Origin of the sequence: Pseudomonas rustica, assembly GCF_049959085.1 — a bacterium.
In the GTDB taxonomy this organism is placed as follows: domain Bacteria; phylum Pseudomonadota; class Gammaproteobacteria; order Pseudomonadales; family Pseudomonadaceae; genus Aquipseudomonas; species Aquipseudomonas rustica.
Map to the genome: position 1 here is coordinate 479684 of NZ_CP188200.1, position 24979 is coordinate 504662.

Below are 24979 nucleotides of genomic sequence, written 5' to 3' on the forward strand. Positions count from 1 at the left end.
CTGCGTGGGAATGCCGCCCGGGACGCTCCGCGTCCCTGTGACGCAGAGCGTCACTGGATACATTCCCACGCAGAGCGTGGGAACGATCGTCGAGGGGAACACCTGTAGGAGCTGCCGAAGGCTGCGATCTTTTGATCCGCTTTAAACCGGCAAATAAATCCCGAAAGTATTCATCCCCCGATCACTGCGCACAAACACATCCCCGCCATGCATCAGCGCAATCGCCTTGACGATCGCCAGCCCCAACCCATGGTTATTGCCGCTGTTACTGCGCGACGCATCCACCCGATAAAACCGCTCGAACAATCGCGGCAAATGCTCACTGGCAATCGGCGATCCCGGATTGGCCACACCAATACTCACCTGATGTTCTTCAACCTCAATCCGCACCTCAATCACCTGACCCGCCTCGGTATGCTGCACGGCATTACTCAGCAAATTGATCAACGCCCGCCGCAGATGCGCGACTTCAATCTGCACCAGCGCATCGCCGCTGACCTGCACCTGAACCTGCGCATCTTCAAGAATGAAATCCAGATACTCCAGCGTCGTCGCCACCTCATCCGCTAGCGAAGTCGACGTCAGTTTGGTCGCCTTATTACCCTGATCCGCACTGGCCAGAAACAACATGTCGTTAATGATCGAACGCAACCGTTCCAGTTCTTCCAGGTTGGATTGCAGCACCTCGAAATAGTGTTCTGCAGAACGCCCACGGGTCAGCGCCACTTGGGTCTGGCCGATGAGATTGGTCAGCGGCGAACGCAACTCATGAGCGACGTCAGCGTTGAACGATTCCAGCCGCGAATAGGCCAGTTCGACCCGTTCCAGCGTCGAGTTGAACGAGTCGACAAACTGTTCCAGCTCCGGCGGCAACGGCGACAGACGCAAGCGCCCAGCCCTCAGCGGCGGTGCCAGTCGCTGTGCTTCGTGAGAGAGTTTGATCAACGGCTTCAAACCAATACGCGCCACCCAATACCCCAGCGCCGAAGCCATCAACACACCGACAATCGCCAGCCCGATCAACGCGATCAACAGGTTGTGCTGAGTCTCATGAAACGTATCGGTGTCGATGCCGATCATAAAGCGCAGCGGCGGGCGCTGATCCTTGGCCGGAAACTCACTTACCAGCACTTTCAGTGGATAAGGCTGCCCCGGCAATTGCAGATCGCGCGTGCCCAAAGGGCCATTGGTGATCTCGCGGATTTGGGGCGTGAGGTTGCCATATTCGTATTGCGGATCGCCGCTGCTGATCCAGAAACTGATGCGCTTGTCTTCTTCGCCGAGCAGCTTGAGTTTGTTGTTGATCTTCACCCAGTGCTCGGGCGTGCCGAAGCGGCCGACCGTGGATTCGAGCACGCTGTAACGCGCATCCAGTTCGGCTTCCGGCAGCAAGCCCAAGCCTTTATCGACCTGCTGATACAACGCGCCGCCAATCAACAGAAACACCAGCAACGCCACCAGCGTGAACATGCCACTCAGGCGCAGGGCAATCGAATTACTGGACACCACGGCTCTCCAGCACATAACCCATGCCGCGAATGGTGTGCAGCAGTTTCTCGTCGAACGGCCCGTCGAGCTTGGCGCGCAGGCGCTTGATTGCGACTTCGACGACGTTGGCATCGCTGTCAAAATTGATGTCCCAGACCATCTCGGCGATGGCGGTTTTCGAGAGGATTTCACCCTGGCGGCGAGCCAACACGCTCAGCAGCGAAAATTCCTTGGCGGTCAGATCCAGTCGCGTACCGGCGCGGGTCGCCTTGCGGCTGATCAAATCTATCCACAGGTCGGCAATGCTCACTTGCACCGGTTCATGGCCGCCACTGCGCCGGGTCAGCGCTTGCAAGCGTGCGACCAGTTCGAGGAAGGAAAACGGTTTGCCGAGGTAATCGTCGGCACCGTCGCGCAAGCCTCGGATACGATCTTCGACGCGCTCGCGGGCGGTGAGCATGATCACCGGGGTTTGCTTGCGCGCACGCAATGCGCGCAGCACGCCGAAGCCATCGAGGCCCGGCAACATGACGTCGAGGACGATCACCGCGTAGTCGCTTTCCAGCGCCAGGTGCAGACCCTCGATGCCGTCGCGGGCCAGATCCACGGTGTAACCCTGTTCCGTCAGACCGCGGTGCAGATAATCCGCGGTTTTTTCCTCGTCTTCGATAATCAGAACGCGCATGACCCTGCCTCAGTCTGTGGTCGCCAACGCCGGCTGGGGCGCAGGTTTGGGTCTATGGAAAAGTCGCTCGAGCCACAAGTATATGACCGGCGTGGTAAACAACGTCAGCATCTGGCTGACCAGCAAACCGCCCACCACCGCGATCCCCAGCGGCTGGCGCAGTTCGGCGCCGGTGCCGTAACCGAGCATAAGCGGCAGCGCGCCGAGGAGGGCGGCGAGGGTGGTCATGATGATCGGCCGGAACCGCGTGATGCACGCCTCGAAAATTGCATCCTGCGGCGACAGGCCTCGATGGCGCTGCGCCTCCAGGGCGAAGTCGATCATCAGGATGCCGTTCTTCTTGACGATACCGATCAGCAACACCAGACCGATCAACGCCATGATCGAAAAGTCCTGGCCGCAGATCCACAGCATGATCACCGCGCCCAAACCTGCCGCCGGCAGCGTCGAAATGATCGTCAGCGGGTGTACGAAGCTTTCATAAAGCACGCCGAGAATGATGTACACCGCCACCAGCGCCGCGAGAATCAGCCACGGCTGACTGGCCAGCGAACTCTGGAACGCCTGCGCCGCACCCTGAAAATTGCCGCTGATCGCCGTCGGCATACCGATCTCGGCCTTGGCCTGATTGAGCAGAATCACCGCATCACCCAACGCCACGCCGGGCGCGAGGTTGAACGACAGGTTGGCGGCGGGGAACATGCCGTCGTGGGCGATCGACAACGGGCCAATGGTCGGCGCATCGAATTTGGCCAGCGCTGACAGCGGCACCATCTCGCCACTCAGCGGTGAGCGCAGGTAGAAATAGTTGAGGCTTTCGGCCTTGCCGCGCTGCTTGGTGTCCAGTTCCAGAATCACGTTGTACTGGTTGACCTGGGTCTGAAATTCATTGATCTGCCTTTGACCGAAGGCATCGTACAGCGCCTCATCGACATCGCTGGCTGTCAGGCCGAAACGCGCGGCGGCGCTGCGGTCGATGCTGATGTGGGTGATGCTGCCGCCCAGTTGCAAATCGTTGGAAATGTCGCGGAACGCAGGGTTGCTGCGCAGTTTTTCAGTCAGGCGTTGCGTCCATGTCGCGAGGGTCGCGCCGTCGTTACTCTTGAGCACGTATTGGTACTGCGCGCGGCTCGGGCCGGAACTGAGGTTGATGTCCTGGCCTGCGCGCAGGTACAGCACGATGCCGGGGACTTTCATCAGTTGCGGGCGGATGCGGTCGATGAACTGGCTGGCGCTGACGTCGCGGTCACCGCGTTTTTTCAGGGCGATCCAGAAGCGGCCGTTGGCGATGGTCTGGTTACTGCCGGAGACACCCACCGAGTGGGAAAACGCCTGCACGGCCGGATCGGCGGCGACGATTTCGGCCATGGCCAAGTGTTTTTTCACCATGTCGCCGTAGGAAATATCCGCAGCGGCTTCAGTGGTGCCGAGGACGAAACCGGTGTCCTGCACCGGGAAGAAACCTTTCGGGATAAAGATGTAACCGCCGATGGCCAGCGCCAGCGATAAACCGAATACGCCGATCATCAATTTTTGATGGGCGAGGGCGCGGCGCAGGCCCCGTTCGTACCAGCCGAGCAGGCGTTCGCTGAAGCCCGGTTTGTCGTGGGCGTGATGCACCGGTTTGCGCATGAACAGCGCGGCCAGCGTTGGCGCCAAAGTCAGCGACACCACCACGGAAATCATGATGGTCGAGGTCGCGGTCAGGGCGAATTCCTTGAACAGTCGCCCGACCACACCGCCCATGAACAGCAGCGGAATAAACGCCGCCACCAACGAGAAACTGATCGAGACCACGGTGAAGCCGATTTCGCCGGCGCCCTTGATCGCCGCTTCGCGCATATCGTCGCCGGCCTCAAGGTGCCGGTGGATGTTTTCCACCACCACAATCGCGTCGTCGACCACAAACCCAACGGCCACCACGATCGCCACCAGCGTCAAGTTGTTCAGGCTGAAGCCGAGGATGTACATCAAAGCAAAACTGGCGATCAGCGACACGCCGAGCACTGCCGAGACAATCAGTGTTGCCGACAACTGGCGCAGGAACAGCGCCATCACCGCGACCACCAGCATGATCGCGATCAACAGGGTGATTTCGACTTCATGCAGCGAGGCGCGAATAGTCTGGGTGCGGTCGATCAGGGTTTTAACCTGCACCGAGGCCGGCAGCATCGCTTCGAGACCGGGCAGGGCGGCTTGAATGCGGTCGACGGTTTCAACGATGTTGGCGCCGGGCTGGCGCGAGATCACCAGGTTCACACCGGGTTGATCACCGGCCCAGGCTTGCACGTAGGCATCTTCCGAACCGTTGACGACTTTGGCGACATCGCGCAGGTGAACCGGGGCGCCATCCTTGTAGGAAACGATGAGTTGGCTGTAGTCCTCAGGGTGGAACAACTGGTCGTTGGTCGACAGCGTCGAGATGCTCGACTCGCCGTACAGCGCACCTTTGGCGAGGTTGAGGCTGGTCTGTTGAATTGCCAGACGAATGTCGGCGAGAGTCAGGCCAATCGCCGCGAGTTTGTCCGCCGAAGCTTGTACGCGAATCGCCGGACGTTGCTGACCGGTGATGTTGATTTGGCCTACGCCGTCGATCTGGCTGATCTGACGCGAGAGCAGGGTTTCCACCAGGTCGCTGAGTTCGGTGCCGGGCATCTGCGTCGAGCTGACGCTGAGGATCAACACCGGGCTGTCGGCCGGGTTGACCTTCTTCCACGTTGGCAGCGTCGGCATGTCCTTGGGCAGTTTGCCGGCGGCGGTGTTGATCGCCGCTTGGACTTCTTGCGCAGCAGTGTCGATGCTTTTATCGAGGGTGAATTGCAGGGTCAGCAGGCTTGAGCCCAGCGCACTGCTTGAGGTCATCTGAGTCATGCCGGGGATGGCGCTGAATTGCACTTCCAGCGGAGTGGCCACGGATGAAGCCATGGTGTCGGGGCTGGCGCCGGGCAACTGCGCGGAAACCTGAATCGTCGGAAATTCCGCTTCCGGCAGTGGGGCGATTGGCAAGCGCGGGAAGGCAATCAAACCGACCAGCACCAGAGCGATGGTCAGCAGAATGGTGGCGACCGGGTGATCGATGCACCACGTGGAGACGCCTTTGTGCGCTTTCATGGTTTCGGCTCCGCTTGCACCACATGCGCCGGCTCGGTCATGACTTGCACGGTCGAGCCGGGCTTGAGCCGCGACTGGCCGTCGGTGACCAGCACGTCACCGGCCTTCACGCCTTTGATGATGTCCTGGCCGCTGCCCTGATAAACCATCTGCACTTGCACGGCTTCAACCTTGTCGCCATTCACGCGGTAAACGAAGTGTTGGTCGAGACCGCGTTGTACGACGGTGGGTGGGACGACCAGCGCATCTTTGTCGAGGGCTGTCTGAATTTTTACCGTGACCAGCAGACCGGGCCAGAGCTTCTGGCTGGCGTTGTCGAATTCGGCTTTGGCGCGGATGGTGCCGGTGTTGGCGTTGATCTGGTTGTCGATCAGGGTCAGGTGACCTTCGCCGAGCAGGTTGCCGGTTTCGCCATCGGTGTCGGCGCCGATGTAGGCCTTGACCTGGGCGCGCTGTGGATCGTTGATCAGGCCTTGCAGGGTCGGCAGCATTTGCTGGGGCAGGGAGAACTCGACGGCGATCGGGTCGATCTGGGTGACGGTGAACAGGCCGGCGGTGTCGGTCATGCGCAGGAAGTTGCCTTCATCGACTGTACGAATACCGACGCGGCCGGTGACCGGGGAGCGGATCTGCGTGTAGGAAAGTTGTACCTGCGCGGAATCGATGGAGGCCTGGTTGCCTTGGGCGGTGGCCTTCAATTGGTTGACCAGGGCTTGTTGTTGGTCGTAGGTCTGTTTCGAGATGCCGTCGTCGACGGTGAGCAGTTTGTAGCGTTTGAGGTTGACCAGGGCGACTTGCAGTTGTGCCTGGCTTTCGCCCAGTTGCGCGCGGGCCTGGTCGAGGCTGGCGCGGATGGAGCGGTCGTCGATGGTGGCCAGCAGGTCGCCTGCTTTGACGAGTTGGCCTTCTTTGACGAGGATTTTGGTGAGGATGCCGTCGATTTGTGGGCGCACGACCACGCTGTGTAACGAGAGTACGGAGCCGATACCGCTGGTGTAGCGGGGGACGTCTTTTTCGCTGACCGCTATGACTCGCACGGGGATTGCTGTGGGGGTGGCGAGTTTGGTCGGGGCGGGTTTCAGGGCGTACCACAGACCTGCGCCTGCGAGGACGATCAATAGGGTGGCGAGCAGGGCTTTGTTCTTTTGGATTCGCATGCGGGGTGGGCGCCGGACGGATTTTGGGCAGGGTTAGGGTCTTTATAAACTTGTTTGGGGGTCAGGAGGGTGACGGCTAGCTGTCGGCGCTGTCAGTTTCGTTGGGTACATATCCGTTGTTGCGGGTGTTGCTGATTACGGTTCCGCCCTTACGGCGGGTCACTTTTTCCAGACGCCGAAAAAGTAACCAAAAAGGCTTGCTCCTACGTGCGGCCCGCTCGCTGGGGCTCGGGGTTCCTTCGCTCCGGGATCGATCCGGGGGGCAGCGCCTACGGTTTGCTTCGCTGCACCTCCTCTCGCTGTGTTTGGCTGCGCCAAACGGTCGCTGCGCTCCCACCCCCGGATCAATCCCTCCACTCAGCCTTCCGACGTCGCCCGTGGATCAAGATCAAGAGCTGCACCCGAGCTTGCGCTCATCGTGTTGAGTGGTGAGAAGCAGAAGCGGTGTGCGTTCTGCTTTTGCTCTCCGTAGGAGCAGAGCTTGCTCGCGATGGCGCCCAACCGGCCAACCCGTTTCTCACAGATATACTCAATCCAACTGTAGGAGTGAGCCTGCTCGCGATGGCGGCCCGCCAGCCGACCATTTTCTTCAGTTGGCGGCAGCTCCTACATCGGCAGTGGGTGTTTAAAAGCGTTTCGAAATGGGTGAACCTTCCCACAAGGTTTTCAGGTTGTCCGTCGGACGCGCGCTCTCTAGTCTTGGCTTGTCGCCGAAGGCTCGGCGATCGGGTGTGAGAACCCGGGCTAAGTATTATTCCACCTGCAGTATCGTCATAATTGCCGCCAGTTCATTGCTGTCTGCATTTCTATGGCGGCTGTGTGCGGGCGAACTTCGGTTCGGCCGGAAGTGGTGGTTCTTACCCGGTTTCTCACCCTGCACATAGCTGCCACCCAATACGTCGCGTGAGAAACGGCAATTGGTTGGCTCCGATCAGTGAGAACCGATTCCATGACTAAGCCCGTACCCGATCCCCCCTTCGAAACAACAACCCCCCTCGAAGACGCCATCCGCGCCGACGACCAGATCAAAAACCGCGAAGCCATCAAACGCGCCCTCGATTTTTACCTCAGCCCCGACCCGATAAAACCGCGCCTGCCCAGCACGATGTTCCTCGTCCACCCGAACATTGACACTGAAAGCCTGCTCGCTCACGCCTGCGAATCCCTGGCCTCGGCCAACGTGATGGCCGGCGATTTCGCCGATCAGCTCAGCCGTCCGCAACGCAGCACGGCATTGGCCATCCAGCAGATCGTCATGCTTGCCGAATTGGCGGTAAACCGGGCACTGGATCGGGTTGATCCGCAAATGTAACTCGTCCTGATACCGCGTCATCGTTCTTCGCGAGCAAGCTCGCTCCCACCTTGAAAGGCGTCCGACCTGTGGGAGCGAGCCTGCTCGCGAAGACGTCGGATCGGGCAACACATCTCTACCGGTCAGCGTTGTTAAGCAGTCCCAAAAAGGGACCGATCAGTCCCAAAAAGGGACCGATCAGTCCCAAAAAGGGACTGACTGCTCTGCAAGCCGTTCGGCGCGCACTGCAAATCTTCAGGTGCCGAGCCATGGCGCACAGGTATACTGCGCGCCTTCGCGGCTCACTGTTCGGGCCCGACTTTTTGCTTTCCGGAGCTTTCATGACTTCCCCGACCCAACCGCCGGTTGACGACGCTATCAGCGATGTCCCGGCCGATCTGACTGACGTCAGCGAAACCAAGCCTGCGATCCCGGCGTTCAAGTTCCCGTTCAAGCCCGGTGAATTGGCGGCTGGCAAGGATTCGAATCAGCCGTGGTACAAGAACGGCGCCAAGAACGGCCACACCAAAACCCCGGGCATGGCCCCGCCGGGTACGCGTCGGTCGATGGGTAAGCGCTGATTCAGATTTGCTTGATCTGGCGGGCCTCTTCGCGAGCAAGCTCGGCTCCTACAGGTTTTGTGTCGTACACAAATTGTATGAACACCCTACAACCCCGTAGGAGCAAGGCTTGCCCGCGAAGAGGCCATTAGCCTCAGCACAACTCTGGAATCAAGCCGCCCGCAACGAAATAAACGCATACGTCTGCGCCGGCTCTGTCACCACCTGAGCCCCGGCCGCCAGCACTTGCCCGGCAATGTCCTCCCCGGACACATGAAACAGCCATTCACTCTGCGCCGTGTTCAGCGGTTGCTCGATCACTTGATCAATCACCGACGCAAACGCGTCCATATTGGGCAGATACGCGGTAAAGCCGTCGCCCTTCAACGCCGTGGTACGAATCCCCAACGTCGCGCAAATGGCATCCTTGAGCCGAATGTCATCGCGATCCGCCTGGCGTGAGCGCTGAATCAATTCGACCAGTTCCTGATCCACCAACTCACCGCCCACAATCAACGCCGGCCCTTGTTCCCAGGACTCTGGCGGGCAATCTTTGGCGGCGGGATTGAGCGGGATATGCGGGTTGATTTCCGCCGGATAAATGCGGCACACCAATGGTCGGCGCTCGTAGATGCGGCAGAGCTTGTCTTCGTCAAGATTCCGGCAAGGCCCGACGTTGTACGCGGCGAAGGTGATTGCCACGTGCGCAGCGGTCGCGCCGCTGCGTACCACCGCCGAGCGACGTTCGGCGTGCTCGCGTTGCTGCGTTGGCAAGCCGAGTCCGTTGCCGAGAAAGGCCTCGACCAACACGATCACTTGACCACCGTCCGCCGCCCACATACGGGCTTCAGCCAAGGTCAGGGGCACATGATGGTCGGTGCAGCATTTGCCGCAGCCTACGCAGGAAAACGTTGTATTCATTGAACGGCCAGTCGCGATTCAGGGCATTAAACGGTGACGGAAAACCACCGCGCTGACCTGAATCGAAGCAAGTTGTGCGCCATTCACTGGGTTTTGGCGGGCGGGCGGATCGAGTCCCACTCGGTGACGAACGCGGTTTTCGACTGTTTGTTGTAGAGGCACAGCTCGGTGCCTTGCTGGCCTTTCATGTGTTTTTGCGGGTAGGTGCCTTGCAGCAGAACGGCGGTGTAGCCGACGCGGTCATCGAATTGCGCGGGGCTGCCGACGGGTTTTGGGGTTTTGAGGCCGCTGGCTTTGGTGCAGCTGGCGAGGACGGTTTTATCGTAGGCGGCCCAGGCGTCGGGGCTGGAGGCTTGGGCCTGGGAGGCTAGGGCGGTGAGGCAGAGGAGGCTGAGGGTGAGGGCTTTCATGATTGGGCGTCCTTGATGTGGGTGGCCAAGGTTGGAGTCTGCCTCTGCAGTTTTGTTGCTCAGGTCATTGTCAAAAGATCGCAGCCTTCGGCAGCTCCTACAGGGGATCGCGAACATCTGTAGGAGCTGCCGAAGGCTGCGATCTGTTGACTTTACAGGTTCGGCACCAATTCCCGGCGGACTACATACATCCCGGCACTTTCATACAAGCGCTGCGCCCGCCGGTTGTCTTCCAGCACCTTCAAATCAACAAACCCTTCACGGCGTTGCTGAAACACCTTGAACGCATTCAGCAGCAACGCCCGGCCCAATCCTCGACCCTGCGCCCGAGGATGCACCACCAGATTTTTGATGTAGGCACTCGTCCAGCACTGCGCCACACCGACAACCCCTTCGCCATCGCAGGCAATAAAGCACAAGGTCGGGTCGTATTCCGGATCGCGCTCAAAGCGTTGCTGCCATTCATCGAGCATCGGCACCCGTCCGCCGCCCTCGCGGTAACCGAGTTGCATCAGGTGATGCACCGCTGGCGCCAGTTCTGCGCGGTAAACGGAAATCTCGATGCCTGAGGGCCATTGCACATCCGGCACGACTTCAGCCAAGTCGCGCCGCATCAGAAAACAATACGTCTCGCTCAACACTCAATGCCCGTGCGCAGCGACGTGCTTGGCCGCTTCGATCAAACGCTGGGTCAGTTCCGGCGAGGAGAATTTGGTCAACACCGCATTCGCTCCGGCCAGCCGCGCTTTTTCGCTGTTCATTGCGCTGTCGAGGGAGGTGTGCAACAGCACGTAGAGGTGGGCGAAGTCCGGGGTCTCGCGCAGGGTGCGGGTGAAGGCGTAGCCGTCCATTTCGGACATTTCGATGTCGGAGACGATCAGGTTGATCTGCTGCGCTGTGCCTTGCAGGTCGAGCAGGCAGTCGATGGCTTCCTTGGCGCTGCGCGCGGTGTGGCATTGCAGGCCGAGGTTACGCAGGGTGTGCACCGATTGTTGCAGCGCGACCTGGCTGTCGTCGACCACCAGAATCCGTGCGTTACCGAGGACTTCGGCGTCTTCCATGGTCAGGTCGGTCGGCGCCATTTCGATCTGCGCCGGGGCGATGCTGTGGATGACTTTTTCGATGTCGAGCACCTGCACCAGCGTGCCGTCCACCGAGGTCACGCCGGTGATGTAAGCGCGCGGGCCGCCGGAGCCGAACGGTGGGGGTTTGATGTCGGTGGTCAGACAGTGGACGATTTTGCTCACGGCTTGCACGTGCAGGCCCTGTTTGGAACGGCTGACGTCGGTGACGATCAGGCAGCCGCCGTCCGGGTCTTCGAGTGGTCGTTCGCCGATCGCGCGGCTGAGGTCGATCACCGAGAGCGAATTACCGCGCAGGGTTGCGATGCCTTTGACGTGCGGATGTGATTCCGGGAGTTTGGTCAGCGGCGGGCAGGGAATGATTTCACTGACTTTCAGCAGGTTGATCGCCATCAGCTTGCCGCTGCGCAAGGTAAACAGCAGAAGCGAAAGTGAATCTGCGCGGGCTTTGGTGGAAGACATATAAACCTTCTGTGGAAAAAGGTGGTGGGCGAGGGTGGAGATCGCCAGGAACTATTGATGCCGGGTTATCGGCGTTAAGGGGTGGGGCTTTAGGTCAGTTGTCGGGTGGGGGTTGGATTCAGAGTCTGCGGTCAGATCAGAGCCCCTCACCCCAGCCCTCTCCCAGAGGGAGAGGGGGCCGACCGAGGTGTCTGGCGTTTTACATCGACCTGAACGACCGAGTCGATTATGGATTCGGTAAAGCAGGTTCACGTCGGCGGACATCGCCAATATCCCCCAATCAGTCCCCTCTCCCAGTGGGAGAGGGCTAGGGTGAGGGTGTGCTTCTAGCTCTTCATACCCAACCGCTTAGCCATCCGCCCAAGATTCGCCCGATCCAGCCCCAGTTCCCGCGCCGCACTCGCCCAGTTATCCTGATTCCGCTCCAGCGCCGCACTGATCAACCGCCGCTGATACTCCTCAGTCGCACTGCGCAAATCACCGTTAATCAACGGCGCCGTCGCGACAACATCGGCAGCCGCGCCGGCAGAGTTATCCACAAGCTCGCGCGGCAAATCCAGATCCGCTGCACTCAAACTCAGAATCTTCGGCCGCACTTTGCAGTTACCCAACGCCTTCAACGCACTGCGCCCAATCAAATGCTCCAGCTCGCGCACGTTGCCGGGCCAGGTATAAGCGAGCAGCGCTTCCTGCGCATCGCTGTTCAGACGCAGGCTATTAAGGCCCATGCGCGAACGGTTCTGCTCCAGAAAGAAACCGCTGAGCAACAACACATCCCGCCCACGATCACGCAGCGCCGGCACACGCAGCGGGTACACACTCATACGGTGATAGAAGTCGGCACGATAGCGACCGCTGCGTACTTCCTCGGCCAAATCGCGGTTGGTCGCGGCGATCAAACGCACGTCGACTTGATGCTCTTTATCCGAGCCCAAACGCTGCAACTGCCCGCTCTGCAACACCCGCAACAACTTGGCCTGCACCGTCAGCGACAGTTCACCCACTTCATCGAGAAACAGCGTGCCGCCATTGGCCAGTTCAAACTTGCCGCGACGATCGCTGGTGGCGCCGGTGAACGCGCCGCGCACGTGGCCGAACAGTTCGCTTTCCACCAAGGTGTCCGGCAGTGCGGCGCAGTTGAGGCTGATGATCGGTTTGTCGGCGCGCGGGGAGGCGGCGTGGATCGCTTGCGCCACCAGCTCTTTGCCGACTCCTGTTTCGCCAGTGATCAACACTGTCAGATCACTGCCGCCGACCAGGTTGATTTCCTCCACCAAGCGTTTGAGCGCTTTGCTCTGGCCGATCATTTCGCGGTTTTGCTGACCGCTGGCTTGGCGGTACACCTCGGCGCGCTGATGCTCGTCCTCCGCGCGAATCGCCAGTCGTTCGATGCGCTCGGCCGCGTTGACCGTGGCCGAGGCCAGACTGGCGAACGCTTGCAGAGCATCCAGTTCGATCGGCTCGAAACGTTCCGGATCGAGCGCGTCGAGGGTGATCAGCCCCCAGAGTTTTTCATCGACAAACAGCGGGCAGCCGAGGCAGTCGTGGACTTCCAGATGTTCGTCGAGCCCATCGACCAAACCGTCATAAGGATCGGGCAAGTCGCTGTCGGCGGCGAAACGCGTTGGCCCGGCACCGGCCAGTAAAATTTCGAAACGCGGATGCTCGCTGACCTTAAAACGGCGGCCAAGGGTGTCGGTACTCAAACCATCGACTGCCAGCGGCACCAGCGATTCACCGTCGAGGCGCAACAACGCGGCGGCATCGCACGGCAGCAGGGCGCGCATGGCTTCGAGCAAGCGTCGATAACGCTCGCCCTCGGGCAGTTCGCGCGACAGGTCGGAGACTAGAGGCAACAGTGCGGTAAGCAGGGATTTGGCGGTCATGGTCGTGTAGTCAAAGAGACAAGATGTAGTCGCGATGACTATAAAACCGTTTGAGTCGTTATGACTACGTATTTCTCAAGCCATTGATTTATAGGCATTAAAAAGTTGGCACGGAAACTGATATGACTCAGATAACTTTTTCAAGAAGCTCAGGAGTCACTCTTATGCTTAGCGTCCAGGATCGTGCCATCGTCAAATCCACCGTGCCTCTGCTGGAAAGCGGCGGGGAAGCGCTGATCACGCACTTCTATCGCATGATGCTCTCTGAATACCCGGAAGTACGCCCTCTATTTAATCAGGCGCACCAGGCCAGCGGCGACCAACCGCGTGCTCTGGCCAACGGGGTCTTGATGTACGCCCGCCACATTGATCAACTCGATCAGTTGGGCGATCTGGTGGCGAAAATCATCAACAAGCACGTGGCCCTGCAGATTCTGCCGGAGCACTACCCGATTGTCGGTACCTGCCTGTTGCGGGCGATCTCTGAAGTGCTCGGTGACGAAATTGCCACCCCGGAAGTGATGAGCGCGTGGGGCGCGGCGTACGGTCAACTGGCCGACATTCTGATCGGTGCAGAAACAGCCATCTACGACGAGAAAGAACACGCGGTCGGCGGCTGGCGTGGGGCGCGCGACTTTATCGTCGCGGCCAAAGTTGAAGAGAGCGCGGAAATCATCTCGTTCTACTTCGAACCTGCCGATAAAGGCCCGATTCTGGCAGCCGAGCCGGGTCAGTACATCGGCATGAAACTGATCCTCGATGGCGAAGAAATCCGCCGCAACTATTCGCTGTCGGCGTTGGCCAACAAAGGTCAGTACCGCATCAGCGTTAAACGTGAACCGGGTGGTCGTGCGTCGAATCACTTGCACGATCAACTGCACGTCGGCGCGAGCATTCAGCTGTTCCCGCCATCGGGCGAGTTCACCCTGACGGCCAGCGATAAACCGCTGGTGCTGATCAGTGGCGGCGTGGGTATTACGCCAACATTGGCGATGCTCGAAGCGGCGCTGGAAACCGAGCGTCCTGTGCACTTTATCCACTGCGCGCGCAATGGCGGCGTGCATGCGTTCCGCGATTGGGTCGATGGCTTGGCGGCGCGTCATCCGCAGCTCAAGCGTTTCTACTGCTACGCCGAAGACGATGGCGTGAGCCCGGCGGCGGACAAGGTCGGCATGTTGAGCCTGGAGCAATTGGGCGAGTGGTTGCCGGAACAGCGTGATGTCGATGCTTACTTCCTGGGGCCGAAGGGGTTCATGGGTGCGATCAAGCGTCATCTGAAAGCGCTGGGTGTGCCGGAGCAGCAGAGCCGTTATGAGTTCTTCGGGCCGGCTTCGGCTTTGGAGTAACCCCCAGCAAAAGATCGCAGCCTTCGGCAGCTCCTACAGGGAAAGGGTGTAATAACTGTAGGAGCTGCCGGAGGCTGCGATCTTTTGATCCTGGATTTAATGAATCCTTAACCGCTTTATCGTTTATTCCCCCGGTGTAGACTTGCGGCAACTTTCAGCCGCACGCCGGCTGAACCATGGACATACAAGGGAAACGCGATGAGCGAGGAAACAATGCGGTTGGGACGTGAGCGGCGCTTTCTGGTGCTGTTGGGGATCATCTGCCTGGCGCTGATCGGTGGGGCGTTGTACATGCAGATCGTGCTCGGTGAAGCGCCATGCCCGCTGTGCATCTTGCAGCGTTATGCGTTGCTGCTGATTGCGATCTTCGCGTTCATCGGGGCGGCCATGCGCACGCGTCGCAGCATCACCGTGTTCGAAGTGCTGGTGGTGATTTGCGCACTGGCTGGCGCGGCTGTCGCCGGGCACCACGTGTACACGCAGTTCTATCCGGCAGTGAGCTGTGGCATCGATGTGCTGCAGCCGATTGTCGATGATCTGCCGCTGGCGAAGATCTTCCCGCTGGGCTTTCAGGTCGACGGTTTCTGCTCAACGCCGTACCCGCCGATCCTCGGCCTGTCGCTGGCGCAATGGGCGCTGGTGGCGTTCGTGCTGGTGGTGATTCTGGTGCCGCTGCTGACCTCGCGTAACCGCAAGGCACTGCGCTGAGTCAACTATTCGGCAAGCAAGCCGATACAGAAAACGCCTCGATTTGCGGATCAGTAAATCGGGGCGTTTTGCATTTCAGAGACTTTGTGAAAACACCGTGACGAACGGCAACGGAGGGTGCGACAGGTGTGCGACATGTTGTCACACGCGGTGTGTCGCAGGGCTTCGCGAGGAGCCGGATTGGCCTCCTGTTACACAAAAACATTGGTCTGTTTCGGCAATTTTCTGCTTTTAAGCACAAACGCTCGAACAGGCAGTTTTAACACGCTCTGGCAAATGGCCAGAGCCCTTGTGTTATCGGGCTTTACGCTGATATCGACGTGGGAAAAAGCCATCAGAGCTGTCTGAACTGAGGCGGGTAGACCTACAATTTTTGGTGTTTTTGTTGAGAATCGATTTCGATAACATGTGGAACTTTTGCAAAAATGGCGATGGATTGTTGCTCGAACGGATAAAAATTATTTCGGGATAAGACATGGTGTATAGGGCGCTACCTATCTACAATCGCCCGCACTGAATTCCCGGCACTGTTCAGCCTTTATTAAGGAGGCGAGCAGGAAGTCGGGTGTCGAGTGAGTCGTTAGGCTTCCAAGACACCCAGGTGTCGGTGCCTTCCAACTTTCCGCACCAAATGGAATTGGTCTGTAACTAGGCCTTTGACCACGAATTCGAATAAGAACTCACCGCTGTCCCAGGATTTGTCGAGCGTCTGACGCGAGACGGGCGGCCCTTATTCAATCCAAAGAAAATGCCAACCCTTGGCAGGGTGAAGTGTTGGCGATCAAAACCCAACTGCATTGCGCAAGCTGCTTTAGAGGTCGTGAGATGAGTAAAAACAGGTACCCCAGATTACTAGGCCTAGTGCCGCTGCTCGGCACGTTGTTGCTGGGAGGCTGCAACATGACCTTGCTCAATCCAACGGGCCAGGTCGGCCTGGAACAGCGCAACCTGATCATCACCGCGACCCTGCTGATGCTGTTGGTCGTTGTGCCGGTTATCGTCATGACCTTCCTGTTCGCCTGGAAATACCGCGCGTCGAACAAGAATGCCGTCTACACCCCGAAATGGTCGCACTCGACCAAAATCGAAGTGGCGGTGTGGACCATCCCGGTTCTGATCATCATTGCCCTGGGTTACATCACTTACATCTCGACTCACGAGCTGGATCCGTATCGTCCGATCGAATCCGACGTCAAGCCTGTGACCATCGAAGTGGTCGCGCTGGACTGGAAGTGGCTGTTCATCTACCCGGAACAAGGCATCGCCACGGTCAACAAGATCGTGTTCCCGGCGCACACGCCAATCAACTTCAAGATCACCTCTGACGCTGTGATGAACTCGTTCTTCATCCCGGGTCTGGGCGGCCAGATCTACGCGATGGCGGGCATGCAGACCAAGCTGCACCTGATCGCTGACCGTAACGCTGAAATGGACGGTATCTCCGCCAACTACAGCGGCGCGGGTTTCACCGGCATGAAGTTCAAAGCTATCTCCACGACTCAGGAAGATTTCGACGCCTGGGTAAGTGAAGTCAAGAAGTCACCTAAACAGCTTGATCAAGCTGAATACGCAGCCCTTGCCAAGCCAAGCCAGAACAACCCAGTCGAGCTCTACTCCTCGGTCACGCCGAACCAGTTCCAGATCATCGTCGACAAGTACGAAGGTATGAAGCCGGGCAAGCCGCTGAAGCACGAGAAGAAAGAGAAAGAAGTGGCGGCCACGGAAATTGACTCGAGTTCGCATTCAGCTGCCGGGGCAGAGGAGTAAACGATGTTTGGTAAATTAAGTTGGGAAGCAGTCCCATTCCACGAGCCGATCGTGATGGTGACCATCGCCATGATCGCCCTCGGTGGTCTGGCGCTGTTCGCTGCAATCACCTACTTCAAGAAGTGGACGTACTTGTGGACCGAGTGGCTGACTTCGGTTGACCACAAGAAAATCGGCGTGATGTACATCATCGTCGCCATGGTCATGCTGCTGCGCGGTTTTGCCGACGCCATCATGATGCGTACCCAGTTGGCCATGGCCACCGAGGGTTCGCCTGGCTACCTGCCACCTGAACACTATGACCAGATCTTCACCGCTCACGGTGTGATCATGATCATCTTCATGGCGATGCCATTCTTCACCGGCCTGATGAACCTTGCAGTGCCGCTGCAGATCGGCGCGCGTGACGTTGCGTTCCCGTTCCTGAACTCCCTGAGCTTCTGGCTGCTGGTGTCCGGCGTTGTGCTGATCAACCTGTCCCTGGGCGTTGGCGAATTCGCCAAGACCGGTTGGGTTGCTTATCCACCGCTGTCGGGTCTGCAGTACAGCCCTGGCGTGGGCATGGACTACTACATCTGGGCGCTACAGTTATCCGGGTTAGGTACGACGTTAACCGGGGTTAACTTCCTCGCGACCGTACTGAAAATGCGTACCCCTGGCATGAAACTGATGGACATGCCGATCTTCACCTGGACCTGCACCTGGGCAAACGTTCTGATCGTGGCTTCGTTCCCGATCCTGACCGCTACCCTGGCACTGCTGACCCTTGACCGTTACATGGATTTCCACATTTTCACCAATGAACTTGGTGGCAATCCAATGATGTACGTCAACCTGTTCTGGGCGTGGGGCCACCCTGAGGTTTACATCCTGATCCTGCCGGCATTCGGCATCTTCTCGGAAGTGATCTCGGCGTTCACCGGCAAGAAACTGTTCGGCCACCACTCGATGATCTACGCCTCGGGCGCGATCTCGGTACTGGGCTTCATGGTTTGGCTGCACCACTTCTTCACCATGGGTTCGGGTGCAAGCGTCAACGCCTTCTTCGGTCTGGCGACGATGCTGATTTCCATCCCGACGGGTGTGAAGCTATTTAACTGGCTGTTCACCATCTACCAGGGCCGTCTGCGTTTCACCAGCCAGGTGCTGTGGACCCTGGGCTTCATGGTGACCTTCGCTATCGGCGGCATGACCGGCGTACTGCTGGCCATCCCGGGTGCTGACTTCGTTCTGCACAACAGCCTGTTCGTGATCGCGCACTTCCATAACGTGATCATCGGCGGTGCGGTATTCGGTTACATCGCAGGTTTCGCGTTCTACTTCCCGAAAGCGTTCGGCTTCAAGCTGCACGAAGGCTGGGGTAAAGCAGCGTTCTGGTTCTGGATCTCCGGCTTCTTCGTCGCGTTCATGCCGCTCTATGCACTGGGCTTCATGGGCATGACCCGTCGTCTGAACGCCACCACCAACCCTGAGTGGGTACCGTACCTGTACGTTGCCATGTTCGGTGCGGTGATGATCGCTGTCGGTATCGCCTGCCAACTGATTCAGCTGTACGTCAGTGTGCGTGACCGCAACAAGCCAGAGAACATTTGCGATCACGGTGACCCGTGGAATGCACACACTCTGGAATGGTCGACCTCGTCGCCTCCGCCGTTCTACAACTTCGCTGTGCTGCCAAAAGCTGACTGCATCGACCCGTTCACCGAAGCCAAGGAAGACGGTACTGCGTACCAGCGTCCGGCCAAGTACGAGCCGATTCACATGCCGAACAACACCGCCACTGGCGTGGTGATGGGCGCACTGTTGACCGTCTTCGGTTTTGCCATGATCTGGCACATCTGGTGGCTGGCCATCGCGAGCCTGGTAGGCACTGTTGTCTACTTCGTGATCCACGCTGCACGTGACGATCAGGGCTATATGGTTCCGGTTGAAACGATCGAACGTATCGAAGCCGAGCAGCACAAGCGTCTGGTCGCGGCAGGGAAAATCCCGGCCAATGCCACCCGTGTTGAAACCTCGTTGGAACAGGCTTAAACCATGTCGAATTTAGTGACCAATGCTGGACACGCCCATGGTGAACATGGGCACGATGACCATCACCACGATTCGGGCGAGATGACCGTATACGGTTTCTGGCTCTACCTGATGACCGACTGCATTTTGTTTGCGTCGATCTTCGCGGTATACGCGGTACTGGTAAACAACGTCGCCGGTGGCCCGTCGGGCCACGACATCTTCGAACTGCCATACGTGCTGGGCGAAACCGCTCTGCTGTTGTTCAGTTCGATCACCTACGGCTTCGCCATGCTGGCGTTGTACAAAGGCAAGAAGCAGCAGGTTCTGGGTTGGTTGTTCATGACCTTCCTGCTGGGCGCAGGCTTCATCGCCATGGAGATCAACGAGTTCCACCTGCTGATCTCCGAGGGCTTCGGTCCTAGCCGTTCGGGCTTCCTGTCCGCGTTCTTCACCCTGGTCGGTACCCACGGTCTGCACGTATCCGCGGGTCTGATCTGGATGGGCATCATGATGTACCAGGTCAACAAGCACGGCCTGACGGCGACCAACAAGACCCGTCTGAGCTGCCTGAGCCTGTTCTGGCACTTCCTGGACGTGGTGTGGATCTGCGTATTCACCGTTGTTTACCTGATGGGGACCCTGTAATGGCTAACGCACACTCCCATGACAGCCACGACGACGCCGGCCACGGCAGCGTCAAGTCCTACGCGATCGGCTTCATCCTGTCGGTGATCCTGACTGCGATCCCGTTTGCTCTGGTGATGTACCCGTCGTTGCCGAAGTCGATCACGCTGATGATCGTTCTGGCCTTCGCCGTGATCCAGGTGGTTGTCCACCTGGTGTACTTCCTGCACCTGGATCGCTCGGCTGCGCAACGTAACAATGTGATCGCCTTCGTGTTCGCCGCGATTGTGATCGTGCTGCTGGTTGGTCTGTCGTTGTGGATCATGTTCAGCATCCACACGTACATGATGGCGAAGTGAGGTAGACCCGATGTCGCTTAAGCACTTTATCCAAATCACCAAACCGGGGATCATTTTCGGTAACGTGCTTTCTGTGGCAGGCGGGTTCTTCCTGGCCTCGAAAGGGCATGTCGATCTGGCGGTGTTTCTGGCAGCCATGATCGGCACGTCCCTGGTTGTCGCCTCCGGTTGCGTGTTCAACAATTGCATCGACCGCGACATCGACCTGAAGATGGAACGCACCAAAAACCGCGTGCTGGTGCAGGGCTTGATCTCCCTGAAACTGGCACTGGTTTACGCGACCATCCTTGGTGTTCTCGGCGTTGCCTTGTTGTACAAGGTGGCCAACCCGTTGGCTGCCCTGTTCGCCGTAATCGGCTTTGTTATCTACGTCGGCTTCTACAGCCTGTACCTCAAGCGCAAGTCGGTTCACGGCACGCTGGTGGGCAGTCTGTCGGGCGCCATGCCGCCAGTGATCGGTTACGTTGCCGTAACCAACAGCTTCGACATGGCCGCGCTGACGCTGCTGGTGATGTTCAGCCTGTGGCAGATGCCGCATTCCTACGCCATCGCGATTTTCCGCTTCAACGATTACCTGGCCGCATCGATTCCGGTGCTGCCAGTGAAGCGCGGGATTCAAGTGGCCAAGAAGCACATCCTGCTCTACATCCTGGCGTTCCTCGTGGCGACCTTGATGCTGACCTTCAGCGGCTACGCCGGCATGAGCTACCTCGCTGTAGCAGCGGCCATGGGCATGTACTGGTTGTACATGGCCTGGACTGGCTACAAAGCGGTGGATGACACGGTCTGGGCACGCAAGCTGTTCGTGTTCTCGATCTTCACCATCACCGCGTTGAGCGTCATGATGTCCCTGGACTTCAAGGTGCCCGCAGAGTTGCTGCTGACGTACGCGCCGTAAGGTTTAAAGGCTGTATGAAAAACCCCGCACGTTGAGAGATGTGCGGGGTTTTTTTGTTTAACGGAAACGTGATTTGTTGATAGTCTGTCTATAGGCAATCTGCCTATAGTTTGGTCATGCGAACTGTCTTCTTTGAAACCACAGTTTTTACTGCGAACGTTGGTCATTACCTGACGGACGATGAGTATCGAGAGCTGCAGGACTTTCTGCAGGGTAATCCGCTGGCTGGCGATGTGATGCCGCGCTAGAGAGTTAAAAGCACGAGGCACCCCATGAAAAAACGCGACCTGTTTGCAGAGTTGATGCAGGGCGTTGATGAGATGGCAGCTCAACGCGAAGGCAAAATTACGTTGCGTAATACGATCGGCGAGGACAAACCTGTTCCCGAGGTTGGCGCCCAGGAAATTGTCGCGCTACGGGAAAGGTTACATATGTCCCAAGCGGTTTTTGCCAAGCGAATCAGAACAAGCCCCAGCACCTTGAGAAACTGGGAGCAGGAAAAGTCGAAGCCCAATGCTCAAGCAGCCCTGTTGATTCGTTTGGTTGAGAAGTTCCCAGACATGGTCGAGCGTTTGAGCGCTGTTTAGCGCGCTAAACTCAGGTTTTAGCTAATAGCGCATTTTGTTTTCGGAGCATCAGTTGCGGATTTGTTGCAGACGTACAGTCATGAGTTTTGAATGCTTCAAGAAAACCCCGCACATTGCGAAATGTGCGGGGTTTTTTGTTGGCTTATGGAGACTGGATGTGTGAGACCTTAGCCAAGGTAAGTCGACGCACTGCAGCAATGTTAGCAATTAAAAGCTTGATGGTTATGAGAGATACGTCTGAATAACTGTCATTTTTTACAGGTGAGCGCTTTTTATTAAGAGTCTATGTTCATAGCTCACCTACAGGCGGAGTAATCATCATGGCTTTTTCGAAGTGTTCTTTTGCAAATGTCTCAGTTGGTACGAAAATCAAACTTGTTGAAAAAAGCTACGCTGAAAGTTCGGGAACATTCAAGAGAGCCACTGATTCTAGTGTGACGATTTTCTGGACTGCTTATGGTAAGGATTTGACGCTCGAACATTACAGGCTCTGGCAGGTGTTCTTGGGGGACGACGAGTTGAAAGAGGATGGGACGGTTGTAAAAGGAATCGACATGTTGATCCCCTAAATTTGTCATCGGGTATCCGCCCGATATAGCCGGTATCGACTAAAAAATCTCATCTTTAGCTGCTCATGTTTAAAAGTGCCTTTGAAAAGCTTCGTTTCTCGAGAGAGTGCGGAGCTTTTTTGCCCTGGAGGTACATACTGCGGCCTGCTGGTTAAATTTTCAGATTCGGCTCCAGCCATCGACAACCCTTCGTTATTCACTGAAGCTCAACTGTTGTAACCTGCGTTTTTTCATGCACTGATCACAAGGCTAGCCGACATGACTGAGAGGATGACCTGCGACGAACGCTTTATTGCCCTGGCACAAGAGCTGAATTACGACATCTATGGCGAGAACACGGCTGGCGGTAATTACGCGCCGCTGATTCGTCATCATGATGAGCTGTACATCAGCGGGATGGTGCCGCGCACTCACGGCAAGATTCAGTATCCCGGTCGTGTCGGGCTGGAGTTGACGCTCAAGGATGCGCAGGCGGCGGCGAGCATCAGTGCGATGCGCTGTCTGGCGCTGATTGTTGATGCGGTGGGGTCGCTGGACAAGATCAAGGCGTTGTTGCGGGTCACGGTGTATGTGAAGTCGACGCCGGATTTCGTCGATTTGAGTGAAGTGGCCAATGGTGCTTCGGATGTGTTCAGCCATGTGCTCGGTGATGCCGGGCGGCATACGCGGACGACGGTGGGGGTGTATCAGTTGCCGAAGAATGCGGCGATTGAAGTGGACATGATTGTGGCGTTGCATCCTGCGGCTTGAGTCTGATTTCGCGACTTGCCCTCACCCTAACCCTCTCCCTGTATGTACCGGAGACATGGTGGACACATGTTCGGAGACATGGTGGACGGTTTTAGATCTTCTTACCTGCCGTGACGATCTGCAAGTTCAAGTCGATTCGGGCGATACGATGTCTACTCCAGTAGACATCGTGGATGCCGTCCTCCGTCGTTTCCCGGATAGCCACTGACCTCCCGTAAAACGCCTTCCCGACAGTGTATTCACGGTTGCCCCAGTAGATCTCGCCCTTCACCTGAACCTTCCTGACCACATCTCCATCGTCGTACTCAGGCGCCGCCGGTTGCTCCTGATATTCCCGCGGGCTGCTGCTGTAGCGAGTAGCAGGAACCTGCATGCCCAGTGCTTGATGCGGGCGCTTCTGGTTGTAAATCTCACGCCAGATATCAAACGCCCGTTGTGCGTCGTCCAGATCGATGAAGAGCTGACCTTGCAGGACTTCCCTTTTCAGACTGCGGTGGAAGCGCTCCAGCTTTCCCTGGGTTTGCGGGTGATAAGGTCGGGAGTGGCCGACCTTGATGCCTTGGCTCATCAGCCAGACCTCCAGCGCGGTGTAAACACCGGTCTGGTCACCCCATGGCGAACCGTTGTCCATCGTCATGCGCAGAGGCAGACCGTAGCGCCGAAAGGTCCGCATTAGTTGCTCCTGGACGGTTCGGCGCTGCTCATTGGCGCACGCAGCGATGCACAGTGAGAACCGCGAGTGATCGTCCAGTATCGTCAGCGGATGGCAACGTCCGTGGTTCAGGCTGATATGACCCTTGAAGTCGATTTGCCAAAGATCGTTGGGCGCCTCGTGCTCGAACCGGATAAACGGTTTGGTCTCGGCAGCCTTTGGATCAACGCGCGAATGACGCTGTAAAACCGCATGCACGGTGCTGACGGAGGGCATCACTTTGCCGTCGTCTTCCAACACGCGCTTGAGCTTGCGAGCGCCCCAAGCGGCGTACTCCTGACTCACGTTCAGAATCTGCTGCTCAACCTCTTCAGCGCAGCGTTTGGGTGACGTCTTTGGTCGTCGAGACTGATCGATCAACCCTTGCGCACCGAGATTTTCAAACCTGTTGAGCCATTTGTAGGCAGTGCTTGGGCTGATATTGAATCGACGGCAAAGCTGCCGAACATTGGCCCCTTCTTGCCGAGCCAAAAGCACGAATTCTGAACGAAGCTGCACGGTGGACACCTCTTCCCAGGACACAGGTCATCTCCTTGGTGATGAGCAATGTGTCTATTAAAATGTGTCCACCATGTCTCCGAACACCCGTCCACCATGTGTCCGGTACATACACTCCCGGGGGGAGAGGGGACTGACCGAGGGGCTCTCAAGATATACGCCGACCTGAATTATCGAGGCGATTGTGGATTCGACACAGCAAGTTCATTTCGGCGTACTTCTACAATATCCCCCAATCGGCCCCCTCTCCCTCGGGAGAGGGCTGGGGTGAGGGGCCTCGGTGTAGGCCATCCCACTAAACCCAAGCCGAAAACCAAAAAGCCCCACACTGAATCCCAATGCGGGGCTTTTTCGTCAGCGCTGAAAATTACTGCGCAGCGATGCTGTACCCATCAAACGCTGTCTGCTTCTGCAGTGCAGTGATGATGTTCTTGCGGTTCACGGCCTGCTCGGCGCCGTCGTTATCAACGAAGACTTCGCTTTCCAGTTCCGCCTCTTCGCCTTCACCGACGAAGGTGAAACCGAGGAACTCCAGCGCTTCACGATCAACATTCAGACGCGAACGCGGTGTGCGCAGTGGCAGGGTCACGCTGATGCCGTCTTTGCTGATGGTGAAGATTTCGACTTCTTTCTTCTTCGCGGCTTTGCTCTTGCCGCCACTCGGGTTGCTGATCGCCTGATGGGTCTGATTCAGCACTTTGAGGGCCAGGCCGTAAACGATTTCCTGGAACGCCGGATCGTCCTTGAAGCTGGACAGGATGCGGCCAATCGAAAACTTGCTGCTCAGGTCTTCAAGGGCGGCGAGGTCGGCGGCTTCGGCGTCTTTCAGTGCCTTGAGTTCGCCCATCAGCTCGTAAGCCTTGTCGTCGTCGAAGCTGTCGTGAGCGTGACGGATCGCGGCGCGCAGTTCGCGGATCTGGTCGCTTTCGCGGGTCGACTGGAACGCGTCCAGCACCATCTCGCTGATGATTTTGGCTTGTGGCAGGTGTTGTGAAAGATTGATGGAGTTTTCGTATTCCGCTTTGGACGATTCGGTGACTACGGATTCAGCGGTGTTGAAATCGGACATTGAAATTTCACTACTTTTTAACT

At 57.8% G+C, this 24979-nt stretch carries 23 protein-coding genes and 1 pseudogene; 13 read left to right on the forward strand and 11 right to left on the reverse strand.

Annotation, left to right across the window (positions count from 1 at the left end; translation table 11 throughout):
• Positions 1-141: 141 nt before the first annotated feature.
• The 4 genes from ACP3TY_RS02345 to ACP3TY_RS02360 are packed head-to-tail and all read right to left on the reverse strand — an operon-like array spanning position 142 to position 6441.
• Positions 142-1506, reverse strand: a complete 1365-nt coding sequence (locus ACP3TY_RS02345) for a heavy metal sensor histidine kinase (RefSeq protein ID WP_053123619.1) — start codon at positions 1504-1506, stop codon at positions 142-144.
• The gene (locus ACP3TY_RS02350; RefSeq protein WP_053123617.1) at positions 1496-2173 is read right to left on the reverse strand and encodes a heavy metal response regulator transcription factor; all 678 of its coding nucleotides are present in this window, start codon (positions 2171-2173) and stop codon (positions 1496-1498) included. The genes ACP3TY_RS02345 and ACP3TY_RS02350 overlap by 11 nt, the downstream gene beginning before the upstream one ends.
• Before the next feature lie 9 nt (positions 2174-2182).
• Positions 2183-5284: a multidrug efflux RND transporter permease subunit gene (locus ACP3TY_RS02355; RefSeq protein ID WP_426619175.1), complete on the reverse strand. Its 3102-nt coding sequence runs from the start codon at positions 5282-5284 to the stop codon at positions 2183-2185.
• Positions 5281-6441 (reverse strand): efflux RND transporter periplasmic adaptor subunit, encoded by a 1161-nt coding sequence (locus tag ACP3TY_RS02360; RefSeq protein WP_426619176.1) that lies wholly within the window; start codon positions 6439-6441, stop codon positions 5281-5283. Before ACP3TY_RS02360 ends, ACP3TY_RS02355 begins: the two co-directional genes overlap by 4 nt.
• 949 nt (positions 6442-7390) lie before the next feature.
• Here ACP3TY_RS02360 and ACP3TY_RS02365 point away from each other — a divergent pair.
• Positions 7391-7753, forward strand: coding sequence for a DUF6124 family protein (locus ACP3TY_RS02365; protein ID WP_426619177.1), 363 nt, complete (start codon positions 7391-7393; stop codon positions 7751-7753).
• A gap of 320 nt (positions 7754-8073) precedes the next feature.
• Positions 8074-8313, forward strand: coding sequence for a hypothetical protein (locus ACP3TY_RS02370; protein WP_053123604.1), 240 nt, complete (start codon positions 8074-8076; stop codon positions 8311-8313).
• 150 nt (positions 8314-8463) lie between these two features.
• Here ACP3TY_RS02370 and ACP3TY_RS02375 read toward each other — a convergent pair whose 3' ends face one another.
• The 5 genes from ACP3TY_RS02375 to norR all read right to left on the reverse strand — a co-directional run bounded on the left by ACP3TY_RS02375 (position 8464) and on the right by norR (position 13053).
• On the reverse strand, positions 8464-9213 hold the full coding sequence (locus ACP3TY_RS02375) for a YkgJ family cysteine cluster protein (RefSeq protein WP_282354298.1): 750 nt from the start codon (positions 9211-9213) through the stop codon (positions 8464-8466).
• 83 nt (positions 9214-9296) lie between these two features.
• Positions 9297-9623 (reverse strand): hypothetical protein, encoded by a 327-nt coding sequence (locus tag ACP3TY_RS02380; protein WP_282354300.1) that lies wholly within the window; start codon positions 9621-9623, stop codon positions 9297-9299.
• A gap of 152 nt (positions 9624-9775) precedes the next feature.
• Positions 9776-10237, reverse strand: coding sequence for a GNAT family N-acetyltransferase (locus tag ACP3TY_RS02385; protein WP_426619178.1), 462 nt, complete (start codon positions 10235-10237; stop codon positions 9776-9778).
• A 27-nt stretch (positions 10238-10264) separates the two neighbouring features.
• The gene (locus tag ACP3TY_RS02390) at positions 10265-11167 is read right to left on the reverse strand and encodes a chemotaxis protein CheV (protein WP_053123596.1); all 903 of its coding nucleotides are present in this window, start codon (positions 11165-11167) and stop codon (positions 10265-10267) included.
• A gap of 326 nt (positions 11168-11493) precedes the next feature.
• Positions 11494-13053, reverse strand: a complete 1560-nt coding sequence (gene norR / locus ACP3TY_RS02395; protein WP_426619179.1) for a nitric oxide reductase transcriptional regulator NorR — start codon at positions 13051-13053, stop codon at positions 11494-11496.
• Between the two features lie 164 nt (positions 13054-13217).
• Here norR and hmpA point away from each other — a divergent pair, with 164 nt between their 5' ends.
• From hmpA to ACP3TY_RS02450, 11 genes and pseudogenes are all read left to right on the forward strand, one after another.
• Positions 13218-14399: an NO-inducible flavohemoprotein gene (gene hmpA, locus ACP3TY_RS02400; protein WP_401244286.1), complete on the forward strand. Its 1182-nt coding sequence runs from the start codon at positions 13218-13220 to the stop codon at positions 14397-14399.
• A gap of 198 nt (positions 14400-14597) precedes the next feature.
• Positions 14598-15107: a disulfide bond formation protein B gene (locus tag ACP3TY_RS02405; RefSeq protein ID WP_053123590.1), complete on the forward strand. Its 510-nt coding sequence runs from the start codon at positions 14598-14600 to the stop codon at positions 15105-15107.
• Positions 15108-15932: 825 nt separating this feature from the next.
• Positions 15933-16874 (forward strand): ubiquinol oxidase subunit II, encoded by a 942-nt coding sequence (gene cyoA, locus ACP3TY_RS02410; protein ID WP_008084799.1) that lies wholly within the window; start codon positions 15933-15935, stop codon positions 16872-16874.
• Between the two features lie 3 nt (positions 16875-16877).
• Positions 16878-18908: a cytochrome o ubiquinol oxidase subunit I gene (gene cyoB, locus ACP3TY_RS02415; protein WP_053123588.1), complete on the forward strand. Its 2031-nt coding sequence runs from the start codon at positions 16878-16880 to the stop codon at positions 18906-18908.
• Positions 18909-18911: 3 nt separating this feature from the next.
• Complete coding sequence (cyoC, locus tag ACP3TY_RS02420) at positions 18912-19535, forward strand: cytochrome o ubiquinol oxidase subunit III (protein ID WP_042560958.1); 624 nt, start codon at positions 18912-18914, stop codon at positions 19533-19535.
• Positions 19535-19873 (forward strand): cytochrome o ubiquinol oxidase subunit IV, encoded by a 339-nt coding sequence (gene cyoD / locus ACP3TY_RS02425; RefSeq protein WP_053123586.1) that lies wholly within the window; start codon positions 19535-19537, stop codon positions 19871-19873. Before cyoC ends, cyoD begins: the two co-directional genes overlap by 1 nt.
• A 10-nt stretch (positions 19874-19883) precedes the next feature.
• Positions 19884-20771: a heme o synthase gene (cyoE, locus tag ACP3TY_RS02430; protein ID WP_053123579.1), complete on the forward strand. Its 888-nt coding sequence runs from the start codon at positions 19884-19886 to the stop codon at positions 20769-20771.
• A 116-nt stretch (positions 20772-20887) separates the two neighbouring features.
• Positions 20888-21016, forward strand: a pseudogene (locus tag ACP3TY_RS02435) (toxin); the annotation flags it as partial.
• A 27-nt stretch (positions 21017-21043) separates the two neighbouring features.
• On the forward strand, positions 21044-21358 hold the full coding sequence (locus tag ACP3TY_RS02440; protein ID WP_426619180.1) for a helix-turn-helix domain-containing protein: 315 nt from the start codon (positions 21044-21046) through the stop codon (positions 21356-21358).
• A gap of 320 nt (positions 21359-21678) precedes the next feature.
• Entirely contained in the window at positions 21679-21927 is a 249-nt protein-coding gene (locus ACP3TY_RS02445; protein ID WP_426619181.1) for a hypothetical protein, read from the forward strand.
• A gap of 258 nt (positions 21928-22185) precedes the next feature.
• Complete coding sequence (locus ACP3TY_RS02450) at positions 22186-22677, forward strand: RidA family protein (RefSeq protein WP_159814012.1); 492 nt, start codon at positions 22186-22188, stop codon at positions 22675-22677.
• A gap of 91 nt (positions 22678-22768) precedes the next feature.
• On the opposite strand, the gene ACP3TY_RS02455 is transcribed toward ACP3TY_RS02450, so the two are convergent.
• Both ACP3TY_RS02455 and ACP3TY_RS02460 read right to left on the reverse strand, forming a co-directional pair.
• A complete protein-coding gene (locus ACP3TY_RS02455) occupies positions 22769-23911 on the reverse strand; it encodes an IS481 family transposase (protein ID WP_426619182.1) in 1143 nt (380 codons plus the stop codon).
• A 343-nt stretch (positions 23912-24254) separates the two neighbouring features.
• Positions 24255-24956, reverse strand: a complete 702-nt coding sequence (locus tag ACP3TY_RS02460; protein ID WP_053123575.1) for a hypothetical protein — start codon at positions 24954-24956, stop codon at positions 24255-24257.
• Positions 24957-24979: the final 23 nt, after the last annotated feature.

Excerpts from the sequence above, each read along its gene's own strand:
- ACP3TY_RS02350 (WP_053123617.1), bottom strand. The coding sequence starts at position 2,173 with ATGCGCGTTCTGATTATCGAAGACGAGGAAAAAACCGCGGATTATCTG.
- ACP3TY_RS02355 (WP_426619175.1), bottom strand. The coding sequence starts at position 5,284 with ATGAAAGCGCACAAAGGCGTCTCCACGTGGTGCATCGATCACCCGGTC.
- ACP3TY_RS02360 (WP_426619176.1), bottom strand. The coding sequence starts at position 6,441 with ATGCGAATCCAAAAGAACAAAGCCCTGCTCGCCACCCTATTGATCGTC.
- ACP3TY_RS02365 (WP_426619177.1), top strand. The coding sequence starts at position 7,391 with ATGACTAAGCCCGTACCCGATCCCCCCTTCGAAACAACAACCCCCCTC.
- ACP3TY_RS02370 (WP_053123604.1), top strand. The coding sequence starts at position 8,074 with ATGACTTCCCCGACCCAACCGCCGGTTGACGACGCTATCAGCGATGTC.
- ACP3TY_RS02375 (WP_282354298.1), bottom strand. The coding sequence starts at position 9,213 with ATGAATACAACGTTTTCCTGCGTAGGCTGCGGCAAATGCTGCACCGAC.
- ACP3TY_RS02380 (WP_282354300.1), bottom strand. The coding sequence starts at position 9,623 with ATGAAAGCCCTCACCCTCAGCCTCCTCTGCCTCACCGCCCTAGCCTCC.
- ACP3TY_RS02385 (WP_426619178.1), bottom strand. The coding sequence starts at position 10,237 with ATGCGGCGCGACTTGGCTGAAGTCGTGCCGGATGTGCAATGGCCCTCA.
- ACP3TY_RS02390 (WP_053123596.1), bottom strand. The coding sequence starts at position 11,167 with ATGTCTTCCACCAAAGCCCGCGCAGATTCACTTTCGCTTCTGCTGTTT.
- norR (WP_426619179.1), bottom strand. The coding sequence starts at position 13,053 with ATGACCGCCAAATCCCTGCTTACCGCACTGTTGCCTCTAGTCTCCGAC.
- hmpA (WP_401244286.1), top strand. The coding sequence starts at position 13,218 with ATGCTTAGCGTCCAGGATCGTGCCATCGTCAAATCCACCGTGCCTCTG.
- ACP3TY_RS02405 (WP_053123590.1), top strand. The coding sequence starts at position 14,598 with ATGAGCGAGGAAACAATGCGGTTGGGACGTGAGCGGCGCTTTCTGGTG.
- cyoA (WP_008084799.1), top strand. The coding sequence starts at position 15,933 with ATGAGTAAAAACAGGTACCCCAGATTACTAGGCCTAGTGCCGCTGCTC.
- cyoB (WP_053123588.1), top strand. The coding sequence starts at position 16,878 with ATGTTTGGTAAATTAAGTTGGGAAGCAGTCCCATTCCACGAGCCGATC.
- cyoC (WP_042560958.1), top strand. The coding sequence starts at position 18,912 with ATGTCGAATTTAGTGACCAATGCTGGACACGCCCATGGTGAACATGGG.
- cyoD (WP_053123586.1), top strand. The coding sequence starts at position 19,535 with ATGGCTAACGCACACTCCCATGACAGCCACGACGACGCCGGCCACGGC.
- cyoE (WP_053123579.1), top strand. The coding sequence starts at position 19,884 with ATGTCGCTTAAGCACTTTATCCAAATCACCAAACCGGGGATCATTTTC.
- ACP3TY_RS02440 (WP_426619180.1), top strand. The coding sequence starts at position 21,044 with ATGAAAAAACGCGACCTGTTTGCAGAGTTGATGCAGGGCGTTGATGAG.
- ACP3TY_RS02445 (WP_426619181.1), top strand. The coding sequence starts at position 21,679 with ATGGCTTTTTCGAAGTGTTCTTTTGCAAATGTCTCAGTTGGTACGAAA.
- ACP3TY_RS02450 (WP_159814012.1), top strand. The coding sequence starts at position 22,186 with ATGACTGAGAGGATGACCTGCGACGAACGCTTTATTGCCCTGGCACAA.
- ACP3TY_RS02460 (WP_053123575.1), bottom strand. The coding sequence starts at position 24,956 with ATGTCCGATTTCAACACCGCTGAATCCGTAGTCACCGAATCGTCCAAA.